Raw genomic sequence first — 17340 nt, 5'->3', positions numbered from 1 at the left:
TCAAACACTCAGATTAAAGGTCACTGGCCCGTCATTCAGCAGCTCCACCTGCATATCGGCAGCGAAGCGGCCGGTTTCTGTGGTCACCCCCTTGCTGCGGCAAAATGCCACAAAGGCTTCATAGAGCTCTTCGGCCTGAGCCGGACTGGCACCACCCGAGAAACTGGGACGCAGACCGCGGCTGGTATCGGCCGCCAGGGTAAATTGCGACACCACCAACAACTGCCCGCCGACCTGAGTCAGATTGAGGTTCATCTTGCCGTTGTCATCGCTGAACACCCGGTAATTCATCACCTTGGTGGCCAGCTTTTCCATCGCCGTCATATCATCCTGGCGTTCAACGCCCAACAACACCAACAAACCTTTATCTATGGCGCCGGTCACTTCATCGGCAACCGTTACCTTGGCACGGCTGACTCTCTGTATCAGGGCGATCAATCCTGACTCCTTAATTCTGTTTCACAAGAGGCCGCAGTGTCGCCCATAGCACACAGGGCTGCAACCACGGCGTGACGCATTTTATCATCCACCAGCGAGTGATGACCTCCGGCCACCAGCTGCAACTCGATCGGGCAGCTCTGGCGCGCAAGCTGAGCCTGCAGCAAGTGAGTTGGACAGACCCAGTCGTTTTCCCCCTGCAGCAAGCGGGTATGTTTCGGCCAGTTATTGAGCCCTGCATCAAACAGACTCATGGCTTCGAAATAGTGATGGCGGGCATAGTGAAGTTCGATTCTGGCCATATTGCTGTCCCTAGGCGCCCTTGGCGGCGGCAACAGCCCCCCGGGTAAAGACAGATGCAGCTCCCAGCGCAGCCAACTGCGGATATAATCCTGGGCATTGAGACAGGTAAATCCCTTGGCATAGCTTTCCAGCAGCGCCGCAGTGCTGCGCTCACTCCTGGATAGCCAGCGGGAAAAGCCATGATAGTCCACCGGGAAACGGCTGGCGGCGCCAGCAGCACCATAGAGCCAATCGCGGCCCTCGGCAGAGGGGATAAAGCTGCCCCAATATGTCTGGGCTATGACCCGCTCAGGGAATAAACCGCCGTACACCAGCCCCAAGGTTGCCCCGAACGAGCCCCCCGCCAGACACCAGCGCGGCAACTGCAGCGCCTTTCTGACCGACTCGAGATCATCTAGCAGGCCCTGGAAGTGATTCTGCGCCAGGCCTTTCTCGGAACGCGATAAGCCTGCGCCCCTTTGATCCAGAAACAATAAGCGAAAGCGGCGCAGATCAAACAGCGCCAACTCTTCAAGGCTGCAACCGGCGCCGGGCCCGCCGTGCAGATACAGCAGCGGAATGCCTTCCGGGTTGCCGAATTGCGCCAGATACAGGCGGTGGCCACCACCAACCTCCAGCCAGTCGCGGGCAAACGGATTATGCCGATCCGGGGTCATCATCCAGCGGCTCCAATGGTTCTTCGCCATCGAGGAATTCCGGCAAAGAAGCGGTGATCTCGGCTCCCATCAGAACTATCATCCAGGATAGATAGACCCAGACAAACAGTATCGGAATCGTCGCTAAGGCGCCGTAAATCGCCTCGTAGCTGGGGAAGTGAGTCACATACAGGGCAAAGCCTTTCTTGCCCGCCTCAAACAGCAAGGCAGCCACTATGGCCCCGAGCAGGGCATGCAGCAGCTTCACCTTTTGGTTGGGCACCACAGTGTAAAGCAGCAGGAAGGCCGCGACAGAAAACAGAAATGGCAAACGCGCGACAAAGAAACTACCTACACCATAAGTATCGGCTTCATTGAATATTTTCAGCGATACCAAGTAGGAAGTGGCCGCCAGGCTGGCACCCATCAGCACGGGGCCCAGCGTCAGGATCATCCAGTACATGGAAAAAGACACGACAGTCTGGCGTTTTTCTTTGGTGCGCCAGATATAGTTCAGCGCCTTGTCGATGGCGGAGATCAGTAAAATGGCCACCACCACCAAGGCGCCGATACCGACGGCCGTACCCTTGGAGGCGTTACCGACAAACTCGTTGATATAAACCTGAACCGTATCACCTGCGGCCGGCAAAAAGTTTTGATAAATAAAATTTTCTATCAGTTGCCGCACCCCTTTGAATACAGGGAAAGCCGACAGCATAGACATGGTAACGGCCACCATGGGCACCAGCGACAGCAGGGTCACATAGGCCAGATGACCGGCTCGGATATTGATTTGATCGTCCTGCAATCTCTGTTTCAGGTGCAGCAGGAAGTGCCAGCAGCCTTTCATAAACAAACTGAAATTGCGGGTATCTATCTTGTTGCTCACGGTTTTCTCTTGATCCTCTGGGTCTAGTGTCGCTATCTTCGTACAATAATGCCCTGATTACAAAGTGTGATGCTGCCACTGCAGCAGGGCAAAGGAAGCCGAGAATGACGCCAGCGCTATGCATAGGCATGCGCCAAGACCCGTCGTTCAGCGCTTCTCCCATAATTTAAAGGAGAGAGTTAATGTCACAACAAGGATCGGCGGGCAATGTGATTGCCGCGCTGGCAAGCGTATTTTTCCCGGGTCTGGGACAGTTGGTTCAGGGGCGGATCCTGGCCGCATTGATCTTCTTTCTGGTGACAGTCACAGGTTACGCCCTCTGGTGGTTGGTAGTTCCTGCTATCATAGGTGCCATCGCCCATCTCTGGTGCATCATAGATGCCGCCAAATACAAAGCATAAATAGAGAAAAGAGAAAGCTTATGAACAAGATCCTCACCACCGCCCTGGTCAGCCTGGGATTGCTGCTGGGTGGTTGCCAGAGTGCCTATTACGGCGCCATGGAAAAGGTTGGCTATCACAAACGTGACATCATGGTCGACCGGGTCAAAGACGCCAAAGAATCGCAACAGGAAGCACAGGAGCAGTTCAGTTCGGCACTGGAAGAGATGCAGGCGCTGCTGAACCATGACGGCGGCGATCTGGAAAAGGCTTACAACAAGGCCAAAGACGAGTATGAGTCGGCTCAGGAAGCCGCCGATGATGTCAGCAACCGTATCAACAAGGTGGAAGATGTGGCCGAAGCCCTGTTCGATGAGTGGCAAGGGGAAATCGGTGAGATCAGCAAGGCCAGCCTGCGCAGTAAGAGCCAGGCCAAGCTGAAAGAGACCCGCCGCTCCTACGAACAGCTGATCCGCAGCATGCGCCGTGCCGAGAGCAAGATGCCTCCTATCCTGACCTCAATGAAAGACAACATGCTCTACCTCAAGCATAACCTCAACGCCCAGACCATAGGGGCCATCAAGGGTGAGTTTGCCAGTCTGCAGAGCGATATCTCCGGCCTTATCAAAGAGATGAATAAATCCATCGATGAGTCCAACCGCTTTATCGCGGCAATGGAGTCGGGTAACTGACCGTCAAGCCATAGAGAGAGCCCCGCACCGCGGGGCTTTTTTTCAGCTGTGAGCCAGTGCACGAATTTCTCCATCTGCGAATGCAAACTTGGATCTGCTGCACACTTCCTTTTTTGACTCAAGAACTTGTGCCCTTATTTGAGTTCACAATAGGCAGTCGTTTGTTGCTGGCCTCTATTCTCATGACACTGACCGAATCGCTCACCCTCATGCTGGCACTCCTCTATGGTGTCAGCCAACTCTGGTGGAGCGGCCGCCGTTTCGGCGCCGGCCTCACCTTGCTGCTGATTTTAACCGCGCTGCTGATTGGCAGCAGCCCCATGTTGCTGCTGGCCACGCTGACAGCCGTTGGTAGCCTGGCATTGCTGCAGCAACTGCGCCCCGGCTTGCTGCAATCCGAGCCCAGGATCAATAACCTGCGCAGCGGCTGCCAGCACCTGTTGGCGCTGGCGCTGTTTCTGGTCGCGATTCAGTACACCATCAACAGCCTGATGCTCAAGGCCGGAATCACGCCTTGGATTGGGCGCCCGGATGTGGTGGATGCGTTTCTGCCCATCGCCGGTGGTATAGAGCTCAAGGCGATAGCCACCCTGGGACTCTGGGATCAAACCCACCCGGCGGCGGCCGTGATGCTGGCGGTGGTGTTGTTGACCGGACTGCTGTGCAAGCGGGCCTTCTGTGGCTGGGCCTGCCCGCTGGGTTTGGCCGGAGAGTACCTCTATCGCCTGCGTAAACGCTTTATCAAGCGCGAATTTATGCCGCCTGCCTGGCTCGACTGGCCACTGCGTATGCTCAAGTATCTGTTGTTGGCGGCGCTGCTCTACATAGTGCTGGGCATGCCGTCTATGGGGATCCCCGGCTACCTGGAGAGTAATTATCACAAGATAGCCGATCTCAAGATGGCGCTGTTTTTCATCACTCCGGGACTCATCACCCTGGCCTGCTTTGGCCTGATCCTTGCCATTGTCGCCTGGCGCCGTCAGGGATTTTGCCGTTACCTCTGCCCCTATGGCGCCCTGCTGGGACTGCTGAGTTTTCTCAGCCCGCTGAAAATCCGCCGCGCCCCGGAGCATTGCCTGATAGAGTCCAAGGGGATGAAATGCGACAAGTGCACCCGCGCCTGTCCGGCCGGCATCATAGTGCATACCAAAAATACAGTGCACAGCGATGAATGCCAGGCCTGCATGCGCTGCGTGGCCGCCTGTCCCAAGAAAGCGGCGCTGGGGTTCGGCCTGAGCCGCCATCATTTCTGGTCGGCCAAGTCGGTAATGCTGCTGGTCCTTGGACTGCTGTTCCTGCTGCCCTTGATAGCCTACACCTCGGGCTTCTGGGAAAGCCAAACGCCGGATGCGATTCGGATGCAACTGCTGCAGATGATCGACTATGTAGGTCACTAGACGCAACCATTCAGGCTCGCCGACAGGCGGGCCTTCTTATTGCGCTTGCCGCCGAGTTCCACTGCCCCTCCCTGACTTGCCACACCCGGCAAGATTGTTTCCCGGTGCTATTTTATGCAATGCTAACTTCTCCACCAAAAACACGGGAAGTTTATGGCGCACCATCTGCAAACCTTGCTGCAACAATGGGCTCTTAGCGCAGATGAGCCCTGGGTGCTGGCGCTGATCACCTCGGTACAAGGCTCTTCTTATCGCAAACCCGGAGCCATGATGCTGTTTCATCCCCTGGGCCAGAGCCTGGGGATCCTCAGCGGCGGCTGTTTGGAGGCCGATCTACGCCATCAGGCACACAAGGCCCTGACGGAACAAAGGGTGGTGGAAGTCTGTTATGACGCCCGCGACGATCAGGATGCCAGTTACCAACTGGGTTGTGGCGGCTTGGTGAACATCTGCCTGCTGCCTCTGGGGCGGGAGAATCATTTTCTGGCACTCGATGAGTTGCGCCAGGCTCTGAATGCCGGTCAATCCGGCTTCTGGCAGTTGCTGATGCCAAAAGCCGGTGAAGCGCCCGCAACCCTTGAGGCGCGCTTTTTACCCCTGGGTTCCCCCTCAACCTATGTCGAGCCTCTGCCTTTCCCCGCCAATGACTTTCGCCGCACCGGGATTTGGAGCCCAGAGACTGGGCAGAACGGGCAACAGAGCTGGTTAACCGTACCCGTGGGCCCCAAACCTGCGCTTGCGATTTTCGGCGGCGGCCTGGATGCCAAACCACTGGCGCAGATGGCTTTGCAACTGGACTGGCAGGTGAGCGTTATCGACCCCAGGGCCGCCTACGCCCGCAGCCATGACTTTGCCGGTTGTGACATAATCAAACTCGGCGCCAACGAGCTGGATGCCGATTGGCTCAAGCGTCAGGATGGCGCCATAGTGATGCACCACAATGTCGAGCTCGACAGCGCCATTCTCAAACGGCTGCAAGTAAGCTGCCCACGCTATCTGGCGCTATTAGGGCCAACTCACAGGCGCGATAAGGTACTCAAACATGCCGGTCTTGGGCTGGCAGACTTTGCCATGCCACTGGAGGCGCCCGCCGGACTGGCACTCGGCGGCGAACTCCCGGGGGCCATCGCCCTCAGCATTTTGGCCCAGTGCCACGGGGTTTTGTTTGATGCGCCCATGACTGGGCTTGAGGGCCTGATGCCATGAGGCTATTGCCTGTGTTACTGGCCGCCGGGGCATCAAGCCGCTTCGCCGCCGATGACTCAGTGCCCGGCCACGCCAAACTGGCAGCACAGGACAGCCATGGCACGCCGCTGCTGCGCCTCAGCTGGCAGGCGCTGGAGCAGATGCGCGCTCAGGCAAGCCAGAAGTACCCCAAGCTTGAGCTGCTACCGCTGCTAACCATACTCGGCGGCCACAAGGAGCAACTGCAAGCGCTGTTGCCGCCCCATGCCAACTGCCGTTTCAACCCCCTCTGGCAACAGGGGTTGGGGCACTCCATCGCCCTGGCCGCGGAGCAAGCCAAGGCCTGCTCCGCCGATGCCCTGCTACTGGCGCTGGCCGATCAGGTCGCGCTCACTAGCGCCGATTACCTTGAATTGCTCGACTGTTGGCTGGGCAGCCAACTCAGCAGCAGCGCCTTTTACCGGGATGCCCCCGGCGCGCCTGCTATCTTTAATGCCACAGACTTCAACGCCCTTTGCCAACTGCAGGGTGACCGAGGGGCCAAGGCCCTGCTGACCGAGAAATTACAACAACAACGACTGGGCCGGATAGTGCTGCACCGCGCCGCCATAGACATAGACACGGGCACAGATCTCAGACGCCTCAACCAGCACAAGGAGTGAACAATGTCGCAACTCAAAATCAATGGCAGACTGTTTTCGGTCGAGGCCGATCCCAATATGCCCTTGCTATGGGCCCTCAGGGATCTCCTGGGACTGACTGGCACCAAATTCGGCTGTGGCGCCGGACTCTGCGGTGCCTGCACCATACATCTGGATGGTAAGCCCGCCAGAGCCTGCCTCACCAGTCTCAAAAGTGCCGAGGGCAGGAACATCACCACCATAGAAGGCCTGGATAATCCGGCGCTAAAAGCCGCCTGGAGCAAACACAAGGTACCCCAGTGCGGTTACTGTCAGACAGGGCAGCTCATGTCTGCCGCGGCGCTTTTGAGTGAAACGCCCAACCCCAGTGACCAACAGATAGACGATGCTATGTCCGGCAATATCTGCCGCTGCGGCACCTATACCCGGATCCGCAGCGCCATCAAGGATGTCGCCGTCAAAGGGGGGCAGAGCTCATGAGCCGATTTACCGCAGTGGAAAACTTCAGCCGTCGTGATGTGCTGAAACTCTTTGGCGCCAGTGGTGGTGCCTTGATGCTGGGCAGCAGCGCCCTGGGCTGGAGCCCCATGAGCCTGGCGCAGGACAAGCTTCAACCTCTGAATCTGTTTATCGCCGTCGGTGAAGACGACAAGGTCTACCTCACCTGCCATCGCTCGGAAATGGGTCAGGGCATACGAACAGGCATACCTCAGGTGCTGGCCGATGAACTGGAAGCCGACTGGGACAAAGTCGTGGTGGTGCAGGGCTTGGCCGACAAGCGTTACGGCAGCCAGAATACAGATGGCAGTCGCAGCATACGTAAACACTACGACAGAATGCGGCAGATGGGTGCCATGGCGCGCACCATGTTGGAACAGGCTGCCGCCGAGCATTGGCAAGTGCCGGTCGCAGAAGTCAGCGCCAAGGCTCACAGAGTGACTCACAAGGCGTCAGGCCGCTCCCTGAGCTATGGCGAACTGGCGCTGGCGGCGTCCAAGCTGCCGCTTCCGGATGAGAACCAACTCAGGCTCAAACCCAGAGAAGAGTTCACCCAGATAGGTCAGTCACGCACCATAGTGGATATGGATGCCATGTTGGATGGCAGCGCCATCTATGGCCAGGATATACGTCTGGAAGGCATGCTCTATGCCGCGATTGCCCGGCCGCCTGTGCTCGGCAGCCAAGCGGCGAGTGTCGATGATAAAAAGGCCCGCGCCTTCCCCGGTGTGGTGGATATTATCAGCCTGCCCGCTCCCAAAGGAGCGCCTGCCTTCCAGCCGCTTGGCGGTGTGGCTGTGCTGGCCAACAACAGCTGGAGCGCCCTTGAAGGCCGCAAGGCACTGGCGATCCAGTGGCAGCAAAGCCCCAACGACAAGCACGACTCCCAAGCGTTTCTCGCCACCCTGAAACAAAGAGTACAACAGAGTGGCAAAGTCAGGCGTGAGCTGGGCCAGCCTCCCGCAAGCTGGCCAGAAGAGCGCACGCTCAGCGCCGCTTACACTGTGCCCTATCTGGCTCACGCCATGATGGAGCCGCCGGCGGCCACCGCCAGAGTCAGCAAGGATGGCTGTGAAATCTGGGCCTGCAGCCAAACGCCCCAGAGTACCCAGCAGAATGTGGCGGCCGCTTTGGGGCTGAAGGAGGAGCAGGTCAAGGTGCATGTCACCCTGCTGGGCGGCGGCTTTGGCCGTAAGTCCAAGCCGGACTTCAGCGTCGAGGCGGCGCTGCTGGCTAAGCGCAGCGGCAAGCCGGTGAAGGTGTTCTGGAGCCGGGAAGATGAGCTGCAAAACGGCTATCTGCACGCCATCAGCGCCCAACATTATCAGGCGCTGCTCAGTGATGATGGCAAGGTGGAGGCTCTGTTGTCGCGCACCGCCTTCCCTTCCATCAGTTCCACCTTTGCCGAAGGCGTGGATGAACCCTCGGACGGAGAACTGGATTTGGGCTTTATCGACTTGCCATTTCAGTTGCCGTCGCTGCGCTGCGAGACCGCCAAGGCCGAGGCTCACACCCGTATAGGCTGGCTGCGCTCTGTGTGCAACATTCAGCATGCCTTCGGCATCGGCAGCTTTGTCGACGAACTGGCGCTGCGCACCGGCCAAAGTTGCCCGGCCATGTGGCGGCAACTTCTGGGGCAACCCAGAGTGGAGAACTTTGCCAATCAGGGCTTCAAATACGGTAACTATGGCGAAGAACTGAGCCGTCATCCTGTGGATGTTGATCGTTATCTGACGGTCATAGACGCCGCCGAAAAACGTATGGCACTGTCACCGGCCAAGGCAGGCGAAGGCTGGGGGTTTGCGGTGCACCGCAGCTTTGTCAGCTATGTGGCGGTCGCCATCAAGGTCAAACTGGATGGTGAGCGTTTGCAGGTGCTGCAGGCCATCTCAGTGCTGGATGCCGGCACTGTGGTTAACCCTGACAGAGTGCATTCACAGCTGGAAGGCGCGGTCATCTTCGGCCTCAGCCTGGCGATGTTGGGCGAAATCAGCTTTAAGGATGGCAAGGTGCAACAGTCGAACTTCCACGACTATCAACTACTGCGGTTGCCGCAATGCCCTGAGATAGAAACACAAATTATCGCCTCGACCGAGGTCCCCGGCGGTGTGGGCGAACCCGGCGTCCCCCCGGTAGCACCGGCCCTGACCAACGCCATAGTGGCCGCCGGCGGCAAGCGCTACCGGGATCTGCCGCTGAAGCAGTATCTGCAGCTTTGATTGGTCGATAAAGTGCCGGGGCCATGCCCCGGCAAATCTAAATTGATCAACATCGCGATTTAGCGAGCCTGCTTGAGATTACCAGCCCCACCATAATGAAGCGTAAAATAAATAAAAAGCCGCTTTATAAGTTAGCGGCTGAATTCGAGTTAAGGTGTTGGATGATTAATTGAGCGTTTGCAGCTCACCATCACGCCAAGGTTCAATCACGACTTTAATATGTTGATTCGGCTGCATAAGCTGTTTGAATGCACCCGATACGCCGTCCATCCCAACTTTACCTGTGAGCAACTTATTCCAAGGCACCCTGCTCTCGGTCAATTCCTGCAAACACTGAGCAAACTCATGTGGTTGATAGTAGTATGAGAAACGCATATCCAGCTCTTTCACTGTAGCGTAGGCATAGTTGATGTTCGCTTCAGCAGTGTGGATCCCCGTTACCACTATGGTCGCATTGGCCGGCGCACGCTTCACAAAACCTTCGATCAGTTTATGAATACCCACACACTCGAAAATCACCACACGATTACCCGCGGCAATTTCAGCAGCGTATGCCACTTCATCTTGTTCACCCGGATCAACCACATGAGTCGCACCGAATTCACGGGCTAATGCCAGTTTTTCGCCCTGAAGATCAGCCGCAATAATATTACCTACACCCTGCAGATGCAGCGCTGAAATGACCGCTAAACCGATAGGCCCACAACCAACGACCAAGGCAGTATCTTCGGTGCCGACTTCACCACGATTGACGGCATGCAAGCCTACAGCCAGTGGCTCTGTCAGCGCCACAGCTTCAGCCGGGAGATGATCCGGCACTGGCAGCAGCTGTGCTTCATCGAGAATAAAGTATTCTGAATACGCCCCATTGACGCCGGGAGTCACCCCTACTCCAGCACCATTTTGGCTCATCAGGATTGGCACCGATGTAACTCGGGTGCCTAGGGCTAGGGTTTGCTGGGTTTCGGGACCAAATTCAACCACTTCAGCACAAAACTCATGTCCCAGCATCACAGGAACATGATTATCAGCCCCCTCAGGCATCATGCCTAGTTTGCGGTAAAAATCGAATACTTCGTTATAGTGGCGCGCAATATGAATATCCGAGCCACAGATACCACAGGCAAGACTGCGTACCAACACTTGGCCTGCCTGTGGCTTAGGTAATTCGACCTGTTGCAGAGTGACTTCGCCATCCTGCAACACGATTGCATTCATCAAACTCATAATGGTTTCCTATTTGGTATCGCTCATAGATGCCGGCGCACCGGGTTTAATGTAACGAGGCTTGATGCCTTGTGCCTTGGCGGCAGCCAGAAGAGCCTGCTCAATCCAACCGGCATCCATGATAAACATGAAGTTACCATCGGCATCGAAGTTAACATTGACACCGGTAATCACCATCACACCATCAGCGCCTTCAGAATCGGCGGGACAATGGAAAGTGTGGATAGAACCACCCGGCTCATACAGATAGCTGCCGGCTGTTTGGGGTTGTTCCGGATATTCTAGGTAGTGCCACCGACCCGCCAAGGTATAAAAATGCACTACGCCTGTATGAAAATGCTTGGGTAAGGTGATACCCGGCTTAAACTTAGCGCGGATCACCCAAACACCATTTTCAGGGTCTAAAAATAACGGATACACATCAACGCCCGGCAGCGCATCTTTGATGATCTGCTCTTCGTTAGTATTGAGGGTTAATAAAAAATCTTGATGATTAATCACTTCCGGTAAAGCCATATTTGCCTTCCTCATGTTCTTATTGGGTTGATGGGTCGAGCTATCACTCCTTCTGCAATGGATATTTAAAATTCTCAAAACCGTCGGAAGCATGCACTGTGCAGCCGTTGATGCAATTGGCCTCGTCACTCACCAGAAATACCGCCACATCGGCTATCTCGCTCGGAAGAGTAAACTCCTGACGCATTTGTTCCTTACGAATGTGTTCCCAGAGTCCCAGTGCCTCGTATTGACGCAGCATAGGAGTATCGACACGACCGGGAGCAATGGCGCAAACACGAACGCCCAATGGGCAAGCTCAAGCGCGGCGCATTTGGTCATCATATCGACGGCCGCTTTACTGACGTTGTAGGTAAAAGTCATTTCCGAGGCAATTGTTGCGTAGACAGACGAAGTATTAAGGATCACGCCTTTAGTACCTTGAGCGCGAAATTGACGTCCACCGGCCACAATGCCGTGATATACGCCTTTTTGATTCACATTGGTAACTGAGTCGAAATCGCCCAAAGGATCATGTTCTAACAAGGGTTTGGCTGAGCCAATGCCGGCATTATTTATCACAATATCAAGCTGACCAAACCGGGTAACCGCATGTGCCACCATAGCTTCAACTTGCTTGTAATCGGTCACATCGACACTAAAAGTCACCAACTTACCAGTGGGAAAATCGTTAAAGACCTTGAGCGAATCAACTGACAAATCGGCGGCAACGACTCTCCCTCCCTCGGCGAGTATTTTACGGACAATTGCTTGCCCTATGCCTCCTGCAGCCCCCGTCACCACTGCGGTTTTATTCAGTAAACGCATAGATGTCCTCTTTTTATATTTATTAATTTCATTATTAAGGTAATAGTAATTTAGATGATTAATTGCACATCTTCTTGACTTATTACGAATGAAATTTGATATATTGCGATTCTTATACCAAAGAGAACTCAACGCCCCATGTACCTAGTCCGTAGCGGTGCAGCTGCCCAATTTGAGCAACTGGTCCTGGAGTTGGGTGAAAACCCCATAGAAATGATCCATCAAGCAGGATTACGTCAGGCACAGTTTCGCGATCCCAATATCTATATCGCCTATCCACGACTAGCCGAGTTATTGGAAATCGCCGCCCTAGGCTGTAAACAGCCGCTGTTCGGACTTATGCTTGCCAAACGGCAAACCTTACATGTGCTCGGTGACTTACCTATGTTGATTTCCCGCACAGCAACCGTGGCCGATGCTCTTGAAAAGATGAATGACTATCTGTACCTGCACGCCTCAGGTATCTCGCTACAACTGCAACCACAGGGAGATATGGTACGCCTTGTCTTATCAATTAATGTTCACTGCCGTGGCATTGAACAATTGATGCAACTGAGCGTGGCACAACTGGCAATGTTTGTTTCAAGCCTGCTGAATATCAACATCAACACTATCCCCTTACATTTGTGTCAAAGTAAGCCCAGCGAACTTGAACCCCAGCACTTTGCCCACTTAGTGCGCTTTCGTGAATCCTTTGATGGCGTAGTACTTAAAACTACACAATTAACCGGACGTAACTATCACGATGAGGGAGCACTCAACCGCCATTTTCAGTCACATCTGCAATATTTACAGAGCCGCTATCCCGATAATCTGGCCGATCAGGCAAGAGACTTAATTCACCGATTACTTCCAACCGGAGAGTGTTGTATTGAAAGGGTATCAACTGCGCTGGGGGTACACGAGCGCACGTTACAGGCAAGACTCAAAGAGACTGGGCTTAGCTATCGTCAATTGCTGCAAGAAGTCAGACAAAATATCGCTAAACAGCAACTCAGTTATGGCACCCAAACCATTACCGAACTGGCACTGCAATTAGGTTATGCCGAGATCGCTGTTTTTAGTCGTCATTTTAAAACTTGGACGGGATTGTCCCCCAAGCAATGGCAGCAGCAATATCGCAGGGGACAAATAGAGGATTAATCTTGATAAACAAAAGCCCCGCTAAGCTAGAGCTTAGCGGGGCTTTTTATTCACTGTGAGGCTATCACCTCGAACGCAACCACAATCAACCGCGGCTGGCGCGCTTACGGTCGTTTTCAGTCAGATGACGCTTACGGATCCGAATGCTCTTAGGCGTTACTTCCACCAGTTCATCATCATCGATGAATTCCAGCGCTTGCTCCAGAGACATCTGGATATGCGGAGTCAGTACCTGAGCTTCGTCAGTACCTGAAGCACGCATGTTGGTCAACTGCTTGCCCTTGAGGCAGTTTACTGTCAGGTCGTTGGAGCGGCTGTGAATACCTATCACCTGGCCTTCATAAACCTCGGCGGCATGACCAATCATCAGACGACCGCGATCCTGCAGACCAAACAGAGCAAAGGTCAGTGCCTTACCGGTCGCATTGGAGATCAATACTCCGTTGGTACGCTGGCCGATATCGCCACCCTTGTATGGACCGTAATGGTCGAAGGTATGATACAGCAGACCTGTACCCGAAGTGGCCGTCATAAACTCAGTCTGGAAACCGATCAAGCCGCGGCTTGGGATCATGAAATCGATACGTACGCGACCCTTGCCATCTGGCTGCATGTCGCGCATGTCGGCCTTACGGGTACCCAGCTTCTCGATAACGCCACCCTGATGCTCTTCTTCCACATCCACGGTCAGTTGCTCGTATGGTTCGCACTTCTCGCCGTCGATCTCTTTGATGATCACTTCAGGACGGGAAACCGCCAGCTCATAACCTTCACGACGCATGTTTTCGATCAGGATAGACAGGTGCAGTTCACCACGGCCGGATACGCGGAAACGATCCGGACTCTCGGTTTCTTCAACACGCAGGGCCACGTTGTGTACCAGCTCCTGTTGCAGACGCTCAAGGATGTTACGTGAAGTCACGTACTTACCTTCTTTACCTGCGAAAGGAGAGGTGTTGACCTGGAAGGTCATAGTCATGGTTGGTTCATCAACAGACAGAGGTGGCAATGCTTCGGCATGACCGACGGCACAGATGGTGTCGGAAATCTTCAGCTCGCCCAGGCCTGTGATGGCAACGATATCACCGGCATTGGCGCTGTCCACTTCGTGGCGATCCAGGCCCATATAGCCCAGAACCTGGCCGACTTTGCCGTTACGGGTTTTACCGTCGGCACCAACAATAGTGACCTGCTGGTTGGTCTTGACGCTACCGCGCTTGATACGACCCACACCGATAACCCCTACATAGCTGTTGTAGTCCAGCTGAGAGATCTGCATCTGGAATGGACCATCGGCATCGGCATCCGGAGGAGATACTTTTTCAACGATAGTCTGGAACAGCGGTGTCATATCTTCACTGGCTTCATCGGGATCCAAGCTGGCAAAACCGTTCAGAGCAGAAGCATACACAATAGGGAAGTCCAACTGTTCGTCGGTAGCACCCAGGTTGTCAAACAGGTCAAATACCTGATCGATAACCCAATCAGGGCGGGCACCCGGACGGTCAATCTTGTTGATAACCACAATAGGCTTAAGGCCTTGGGCAAATGCTTTCTTGGTCACGAAGCGTGTCTGTGGCATTGGACCGTCCTGCGCATCAACCAGCAGCAGTACAGAGTCAACCATAGACAGAACCCGCTCTACTTCACCACCGAAGTCGGCGTGTCCAGGGGTGTCTACTATATTAATGCGGTAGTCGTTCCACTTAATGGCGGTGTTCTTCGCCAGAATAGTGATCCCACGTTCTTTCTCCAGATCGTTGGAGTCCATCACCCGCTCGGTGGCTTCTCCGCGGGTTGCCAGGGTTCCTGACTGTGCCAACAGCTTGTCTACCAGGGTAGTCTTACCATGGTCAACGTGCGCTATGATGGCGATGTTACGTAAATTCTCTAACACAGTTTTGCCTCTTACGATCTCTGTTCTGTGGGATGCAGCAATATAAATTGAATGGTACAACCGCTTTATGACTGCTTGGCGATTGCCTTCCAGGCCTTATAAAACCTGGGCTAGCATCATGCTGGGGAACACTATTTCCCCGGATGGTTGCTTTAAAAAGCGTGCCATTCTACTCTAGCGAGGGGCTATCGCACAGGATTATTTTTTAAACACCTATGAATATCCTACTGAATAAGCGCACGCACCATTATGGTGAGCGCACCTTTTTGGAACACAGTACGCACCATTATAGTGCAAACCCGCTTGTCTCGCCAGCCCTCGATTTTACCACTCCCTTTATTTTCAATATCTTAGCATCTTGGCATGAGTTTGGCTTAATAGAAACCAACAAGGCGCCAGACGCTAAATACTAAGAGTTGACAAAGGGCACCCCCTTTACCCTACCGGAGGCTTGATAATGTCAGTCGAATCAGTTTTACAACAGCTGCAAGAGTTGGAAGTTAAGTTTGTTGATTTACGCTTTACCGATACCAAAGGTAAGGAACAGCATGTATCTATCCCGACTCATCAGGTAGATGCTGATTTCTTTGAAGAGGGCAAGATGTTTGATGGTTCATCCATCGGTGGTTGGAAAGGGATCAACGAATCTGACATGGTACTGATGCCAGATCCAGACAGCTTTGTACTGGACCCATTTACCGAAGAAACCACAGCACTGATCCGCTGCGATATTCTCGAACCCGGCACTATGCAGGGGTATGAGCGTGACCCTCGCTCCATCGCCAAGAAAGCCGAAGAATACTTGCGTTCTACCGGCATCGCCGACACTGTGCTGATCGGCCCTGAGCCAGAATTTTTCCTGTTCGATGACGTGCGTTTCGGTACCGACATGAGCGGCACCTTCGTCAAGATAGATGCCAAAGAAGCGGCATGGAACTCAGGCACCAGCTATGAAGACGGCAACACAGGCCACCGTCCATTCGTTAAGGGCGGTTACTTCCCGGTAGCACCAGTAGACTCTTCACAGGATCTGCGTAGCGCCATGTGTCTGGTGCTGGAAGAGATGGGTCAAATTGTGGAAGCTCACCACCATGAAGTGGCTACCGCGGGTCAGAATGAGATCGCCACGCGCTTCAACACACTTACAAAGAAAGCCGATGAAATTCAAGAGCTTAAGTATGTGATCCACAATATGGCTCACGCCTACGGCAAGACTGCGACCTTTATGCCCAAGCCGATTGTCGGCGACAACGGCAGCGGCATGCACGTTCACCAGTCACTCTCTAAAGACGGTACTAACCTGTTTGCCGGTGACAAGTACGGTGGCCTGTCTGAAACTGCCCTGTACTATATCGGCGGTATCATCAAGCACGCCCGTGCCCTGAACGCCTTCACCAACCCAAGCACCAACTCCTACAAGCGTTTGGTGCCACACTTTGAAGCCCCTGTGATGCTGGCATATTCTGCCCGCAACCGCTCCGCTTCTATCCGTATCCCTGTGGTACCTAGCCCTAAGGCTCGCCGTATCGAGACCCGCTTCCCGGATCCTATGGCCAACCCTTACCTGGCCTTTGCAGCACTGCTGATGGCCGGTCTGGACGGTATCCAGAACAAGATCCACCCTGGTGATGCCATGGACAAGGATCTGTACGATCTACCGGCCGAAGAAGCAGCGGAAATCCCGACTGTGGCCGAATCTCTGGAAGTCGCCCTGGCGGCTCTGGATGCAGACCGTGAGTTCCTGACCCGCGGCGGTGTGTTCAGCGATGACTTTATCGACTCTTACCTCAAGCTGAAACAAGCCGAGGCCGAGCGTGTCAGCCGTACCACTCACCCTGTCGAATTTGAGCTGTACTACAGCCTCTAATTGCCCTGCAATCAACCGATGAGTCAAGCCATCGGATAATAAAAAAAGCGCCCCGGGAGCAATCCTGGGGCGCTACTATTTTAAGGCTCTGAAACTCAAATCATTCAGGGAGCGCTGATAAGTTCAGGCGCACTCTGGGCCTTGGCTCCGGTGAGGATCACCGCCAACTTGAGTTCACCCTCTGTCTGGTTCAGCTCCTCAAGCCCTTCTGGCGTAAAGCGATATTGGCCTTCAGTCTCCAGCGCTTCCATGGTGCCAGCACAGGTGTCGACGGTTTCACTGCATTCGAAACGTGCGCCCTTGTGCCAAGGCATGGAGAAGGCTGATACCTGCTCAGCCGGCATCTTGAGATACATCACCACATAGTTGCTGCCGGCATCCTTGACAGGTTTACCTTCCGCCGTGGTCAGACTAAAGGTCAACGCCTGGCTTTGAGGATCCACGGCGCTCAGTGCTACCTTGAGGCTTTCGGCTTCATTGATGGACACAGACTGCCCCGGCTCCGGCGTAGGCGGAACCACAGGGTCATCATCATCGTCCAACCAATCACAACCACCCAAGCACAACAGCAAAGACGCCACTATCAAACTCTTATGTTTCATAACA

At 54.5% G+C, this 17340-nt stretch carries 16 protein-coding genes and 1 pseudogene; 9 read left to right on the top strand and 8 right to left on the bottom strand.

From position 1 onward, the window contains the following. Genes dtd through SIL79_RS08325 form a run of 3 tightly spaced genes read right to left on the bottom strand, consistent with a single transcriptional unit; the run spans position 1 to position 2226 of the window. Positions 1 to 438 carry a D-aminoacyl-tRNA deacylase gene (dtd, locus tag SIL79_RS08335; protein WP_319619126.1) on the bottom strand — a complete coding sequence of 146 codons (438 nt, stop codon included), beginning with the start codon at positions 436 to 438 and terminating at the stop codon, positions 1 to 3. Further along, on the bottom strand, positions 435 to 1427 hold the full coding sequence (locus SIL79_RS08330) for an alpha/beta fold hydrolase (protein ID WP_319619125.1): 993 nt from the start codon (positions 1425 to 1427) through the stop codon (positions 435 to 437). The genes dtd and SIL79_RS08330 overlap by 4 nt, the downstream gene beginning before the upstream one ends. Then, on the bottom strand, positions 1378 to 2226 hold the full coding sequence (locus SIL79_RS08325; RefSeq protein ID WP_319619965.1) for a virulence factor BrkB family protein: 849 nt from the start codon (positions 2224 to 2226) through the stop codon (positions 1378 to 1380). The genes SIL79_RS08330 and SIL79_RS08325 overlap by 50 nt, the downstream gene beginning before the upstream one ends. Before the next feature lie 221 nt (positions 2227 to 2447). On the opposite strand from SIL79_RS08325, the gene SIL79_RS08320 reads away from it, so the two are divergent. The 7 genes from SIL79_RS08320 to SIL79_RS08290 all read left to right on the top strand — a co-directional run bounded on the left by SIL79_RS08320 (position 2448) and on the right by SIL79_RS08290 (position 9277). After that, positions 2448 to 2666 (top strand): hypothetical protein, encoded by a 219-nt coding sequence (locus tag SIL79_RS08320; protein ID WP_028780047.1) that lies wholly within the window; start codon positions 2448 to 2450, stop codon positions 2664 to 2666. Positions 2667 to 2686: 20 nt separating this feature from the next. Beyond that, on the top strand, positions 2687 to 3337 hold the full coding sequence (locus tag SIL79_RS08315; protein ID WP_039034687.1) for a DUF2959 domain-containing protein: 651 nt from the start codon (positions 2687 to 2689) through the stop codon (positions 3335 to 3337). Between the two features lie 182 nt (positions 3338 to 3519). Beyond that, positions 3520 to 4734 (top strand): 4Fe-4S binding protein, encoded by a 1215-nt coding sequence (locus tag SIL79_RS08310; RefSeq protein WP_319619964.1) that lies wholly within the window; start codon positions 3520 to 3522, stop codon positions 4732 to 4734. Between the two features lie 153 nt (positions 4735 to 4887). Further along, positions 4888 to 5940 carry an XdhC family protein gene (locus SIL79_RS08305; RefSeq protein ID WP_319619124.1) on the top strand — a complete coding sequence of 351 codons (1053 nt, stop codon included), beginning with the start codon at positions 4888 to 4890 and terminating at the stop codon, positions 5938 to 5940. Next, a complete protein-coding gene (locus tag SIL79_RS08300; protein ID WP_319619123.1) occupies positions 5937 to 6581 on the top strand; it encodes an NTP transferase domain-containing protein in 645 nt (214 codons plus the stop codon). Before SIL79_RS08305 ends, SIL79_RS08300 begins: the two co-directional genes overlap by 4 nt. 3 nt (positions 6582 to 6584) lie before the next feature. Then, a complete protein-coding gene (locus SIL79_RS08295) occupies positions 6585 to 7040 on the top strand; it encodes a (2Fe-2S)-binding protein (RefSeq protein ID WP_071476368.1) in 456 nt (151 codons plus the stop codon). After that, positions 7037 to 9277, top strand: a complete 2241-nt coding sequence (locus SIL79_RS08290) for a xanthine dehydrogenase family protein molybdopterin-binding subunit (protein WP_233962851.1) — start codon at positions 7037 to 7039, stop codon at positions 9275 to 9277. The genes SIL79_RS08295 and SIL79_RS08290 overlap by 4 nt, the downstream gene beginning before the upstream one ends. Before the next feature lie 165 nt (positions 9278 to 9442). Here SIL79_RS08290 and SIL79_RS08285 read toward each other — a convergent pair whose 3' ends face one another. From SIL79_RS08285 to SIL79_RS08275, 3 genes and pseudogenes are all read right to left on the bottom strand, one after another. Next, a complete protein-coding gene (locus SIL79_RS08285; protein WP_233962849.1) occupies positions 9443 to 10504 on the bottom strand; it encodes a zinc-binding dehydrogenase in 1062 nt (353 codons plus the stop codon). A gap of 9 nt (positions 10505 to 10513) precedes the next feature. Then, entirely contained in the window at positions 10514 to 11020 is a 507-nt protein-coding gene (locus SIL79_RS08280) for a 2,4'-dihydroxyacetophenone dioxygenase family protein (RefSeq protein WP_039034693.1), read from the bottom strand. A 43-nt stretch (positions 11021 to 11063) separates the two neighbouring features. Beyond that, a pseudogene (locus SIL79_RS08275) lies at positions 11064 to 11827 on the bottom strand (SDR family NAD(P)-dependent oxidoreductase). Positions 11828 to 11965: 138 nt separating this feature from the next. On the opposite strand from SIL79_RS08275, the gene SIL79_RS08270 reads away from it, so the two are divergent. Beyond that, the gene (locus SIL79_RS08270) at positions 11966 to 12970 is read left to right on the top strand and encodes a helix-turn-helix domain-containing protein (RefSeq protein WP_144361449.1); all 1005 of its coding nucleotides are present in this window, start codon (positions 11966 to 11968) and stop codon (positions 12968 to 12970) included. Between the two features lie 85 nt (positions 12971 to 13055). Here SIL79_RS08270 and typA read toward each other — a convergent pair whose 3' ends face one another. Then, complete coding sequence (typA, locus tag SIL79_RS08265; RefSeq protein WP_039034696.1) at positions 13056 to 14867, bottom strand: translational GTPase TypA; 1812 nt, start codon at positions 14865 to 14867, stop codon at positions 13056 to 13058. Between the two features lie 457 nt (positions 14868 to 15324). Here typA and glnA point away from each other — a divergent pair, with 457 nt between their 5' ends. Beyond that, positions 15325 to 16734, top strand: coding sequence for a glutamate--ammonia ligase (gene glnA / locus SIL79_RS08260; RefSeq protein WP_039034697.1), 1410 nt, complete (start codon positions 15325 to 15327; stop codon positions 16732 to 16734). Between the two features lie 104 nt (positions 16735 to 16838). Here glnA and SIL79_RS08255 read toward each other — a convergent pair whose 3' ends face one another. Next, a complete protein-coding gene (locus SIL79_RS08255) occupies positions 16839 to 17336 on the bottom strand; it encodes a hypothetical protein (protein ID WP_039034698.1) in 498 nt (165 codons plus the stop codon). Positions 17337 to 17340 lie beyond the last annotated feature (4 nt).

The organism is Shewanella indica, from assembly GCF_033842865.1.
Taxonomy (GTDB): domain Bacteria; phylum Pseudomonadota; class Gammaproteobacteria; order Enterobacterales; family Shewanellaceae; genus Shewanella; species Shewanella indica.
Note: the sequence above shows the minus strand (reverse complement) of the source record. Positions and strands in the feature narration are given on the sequence as shown.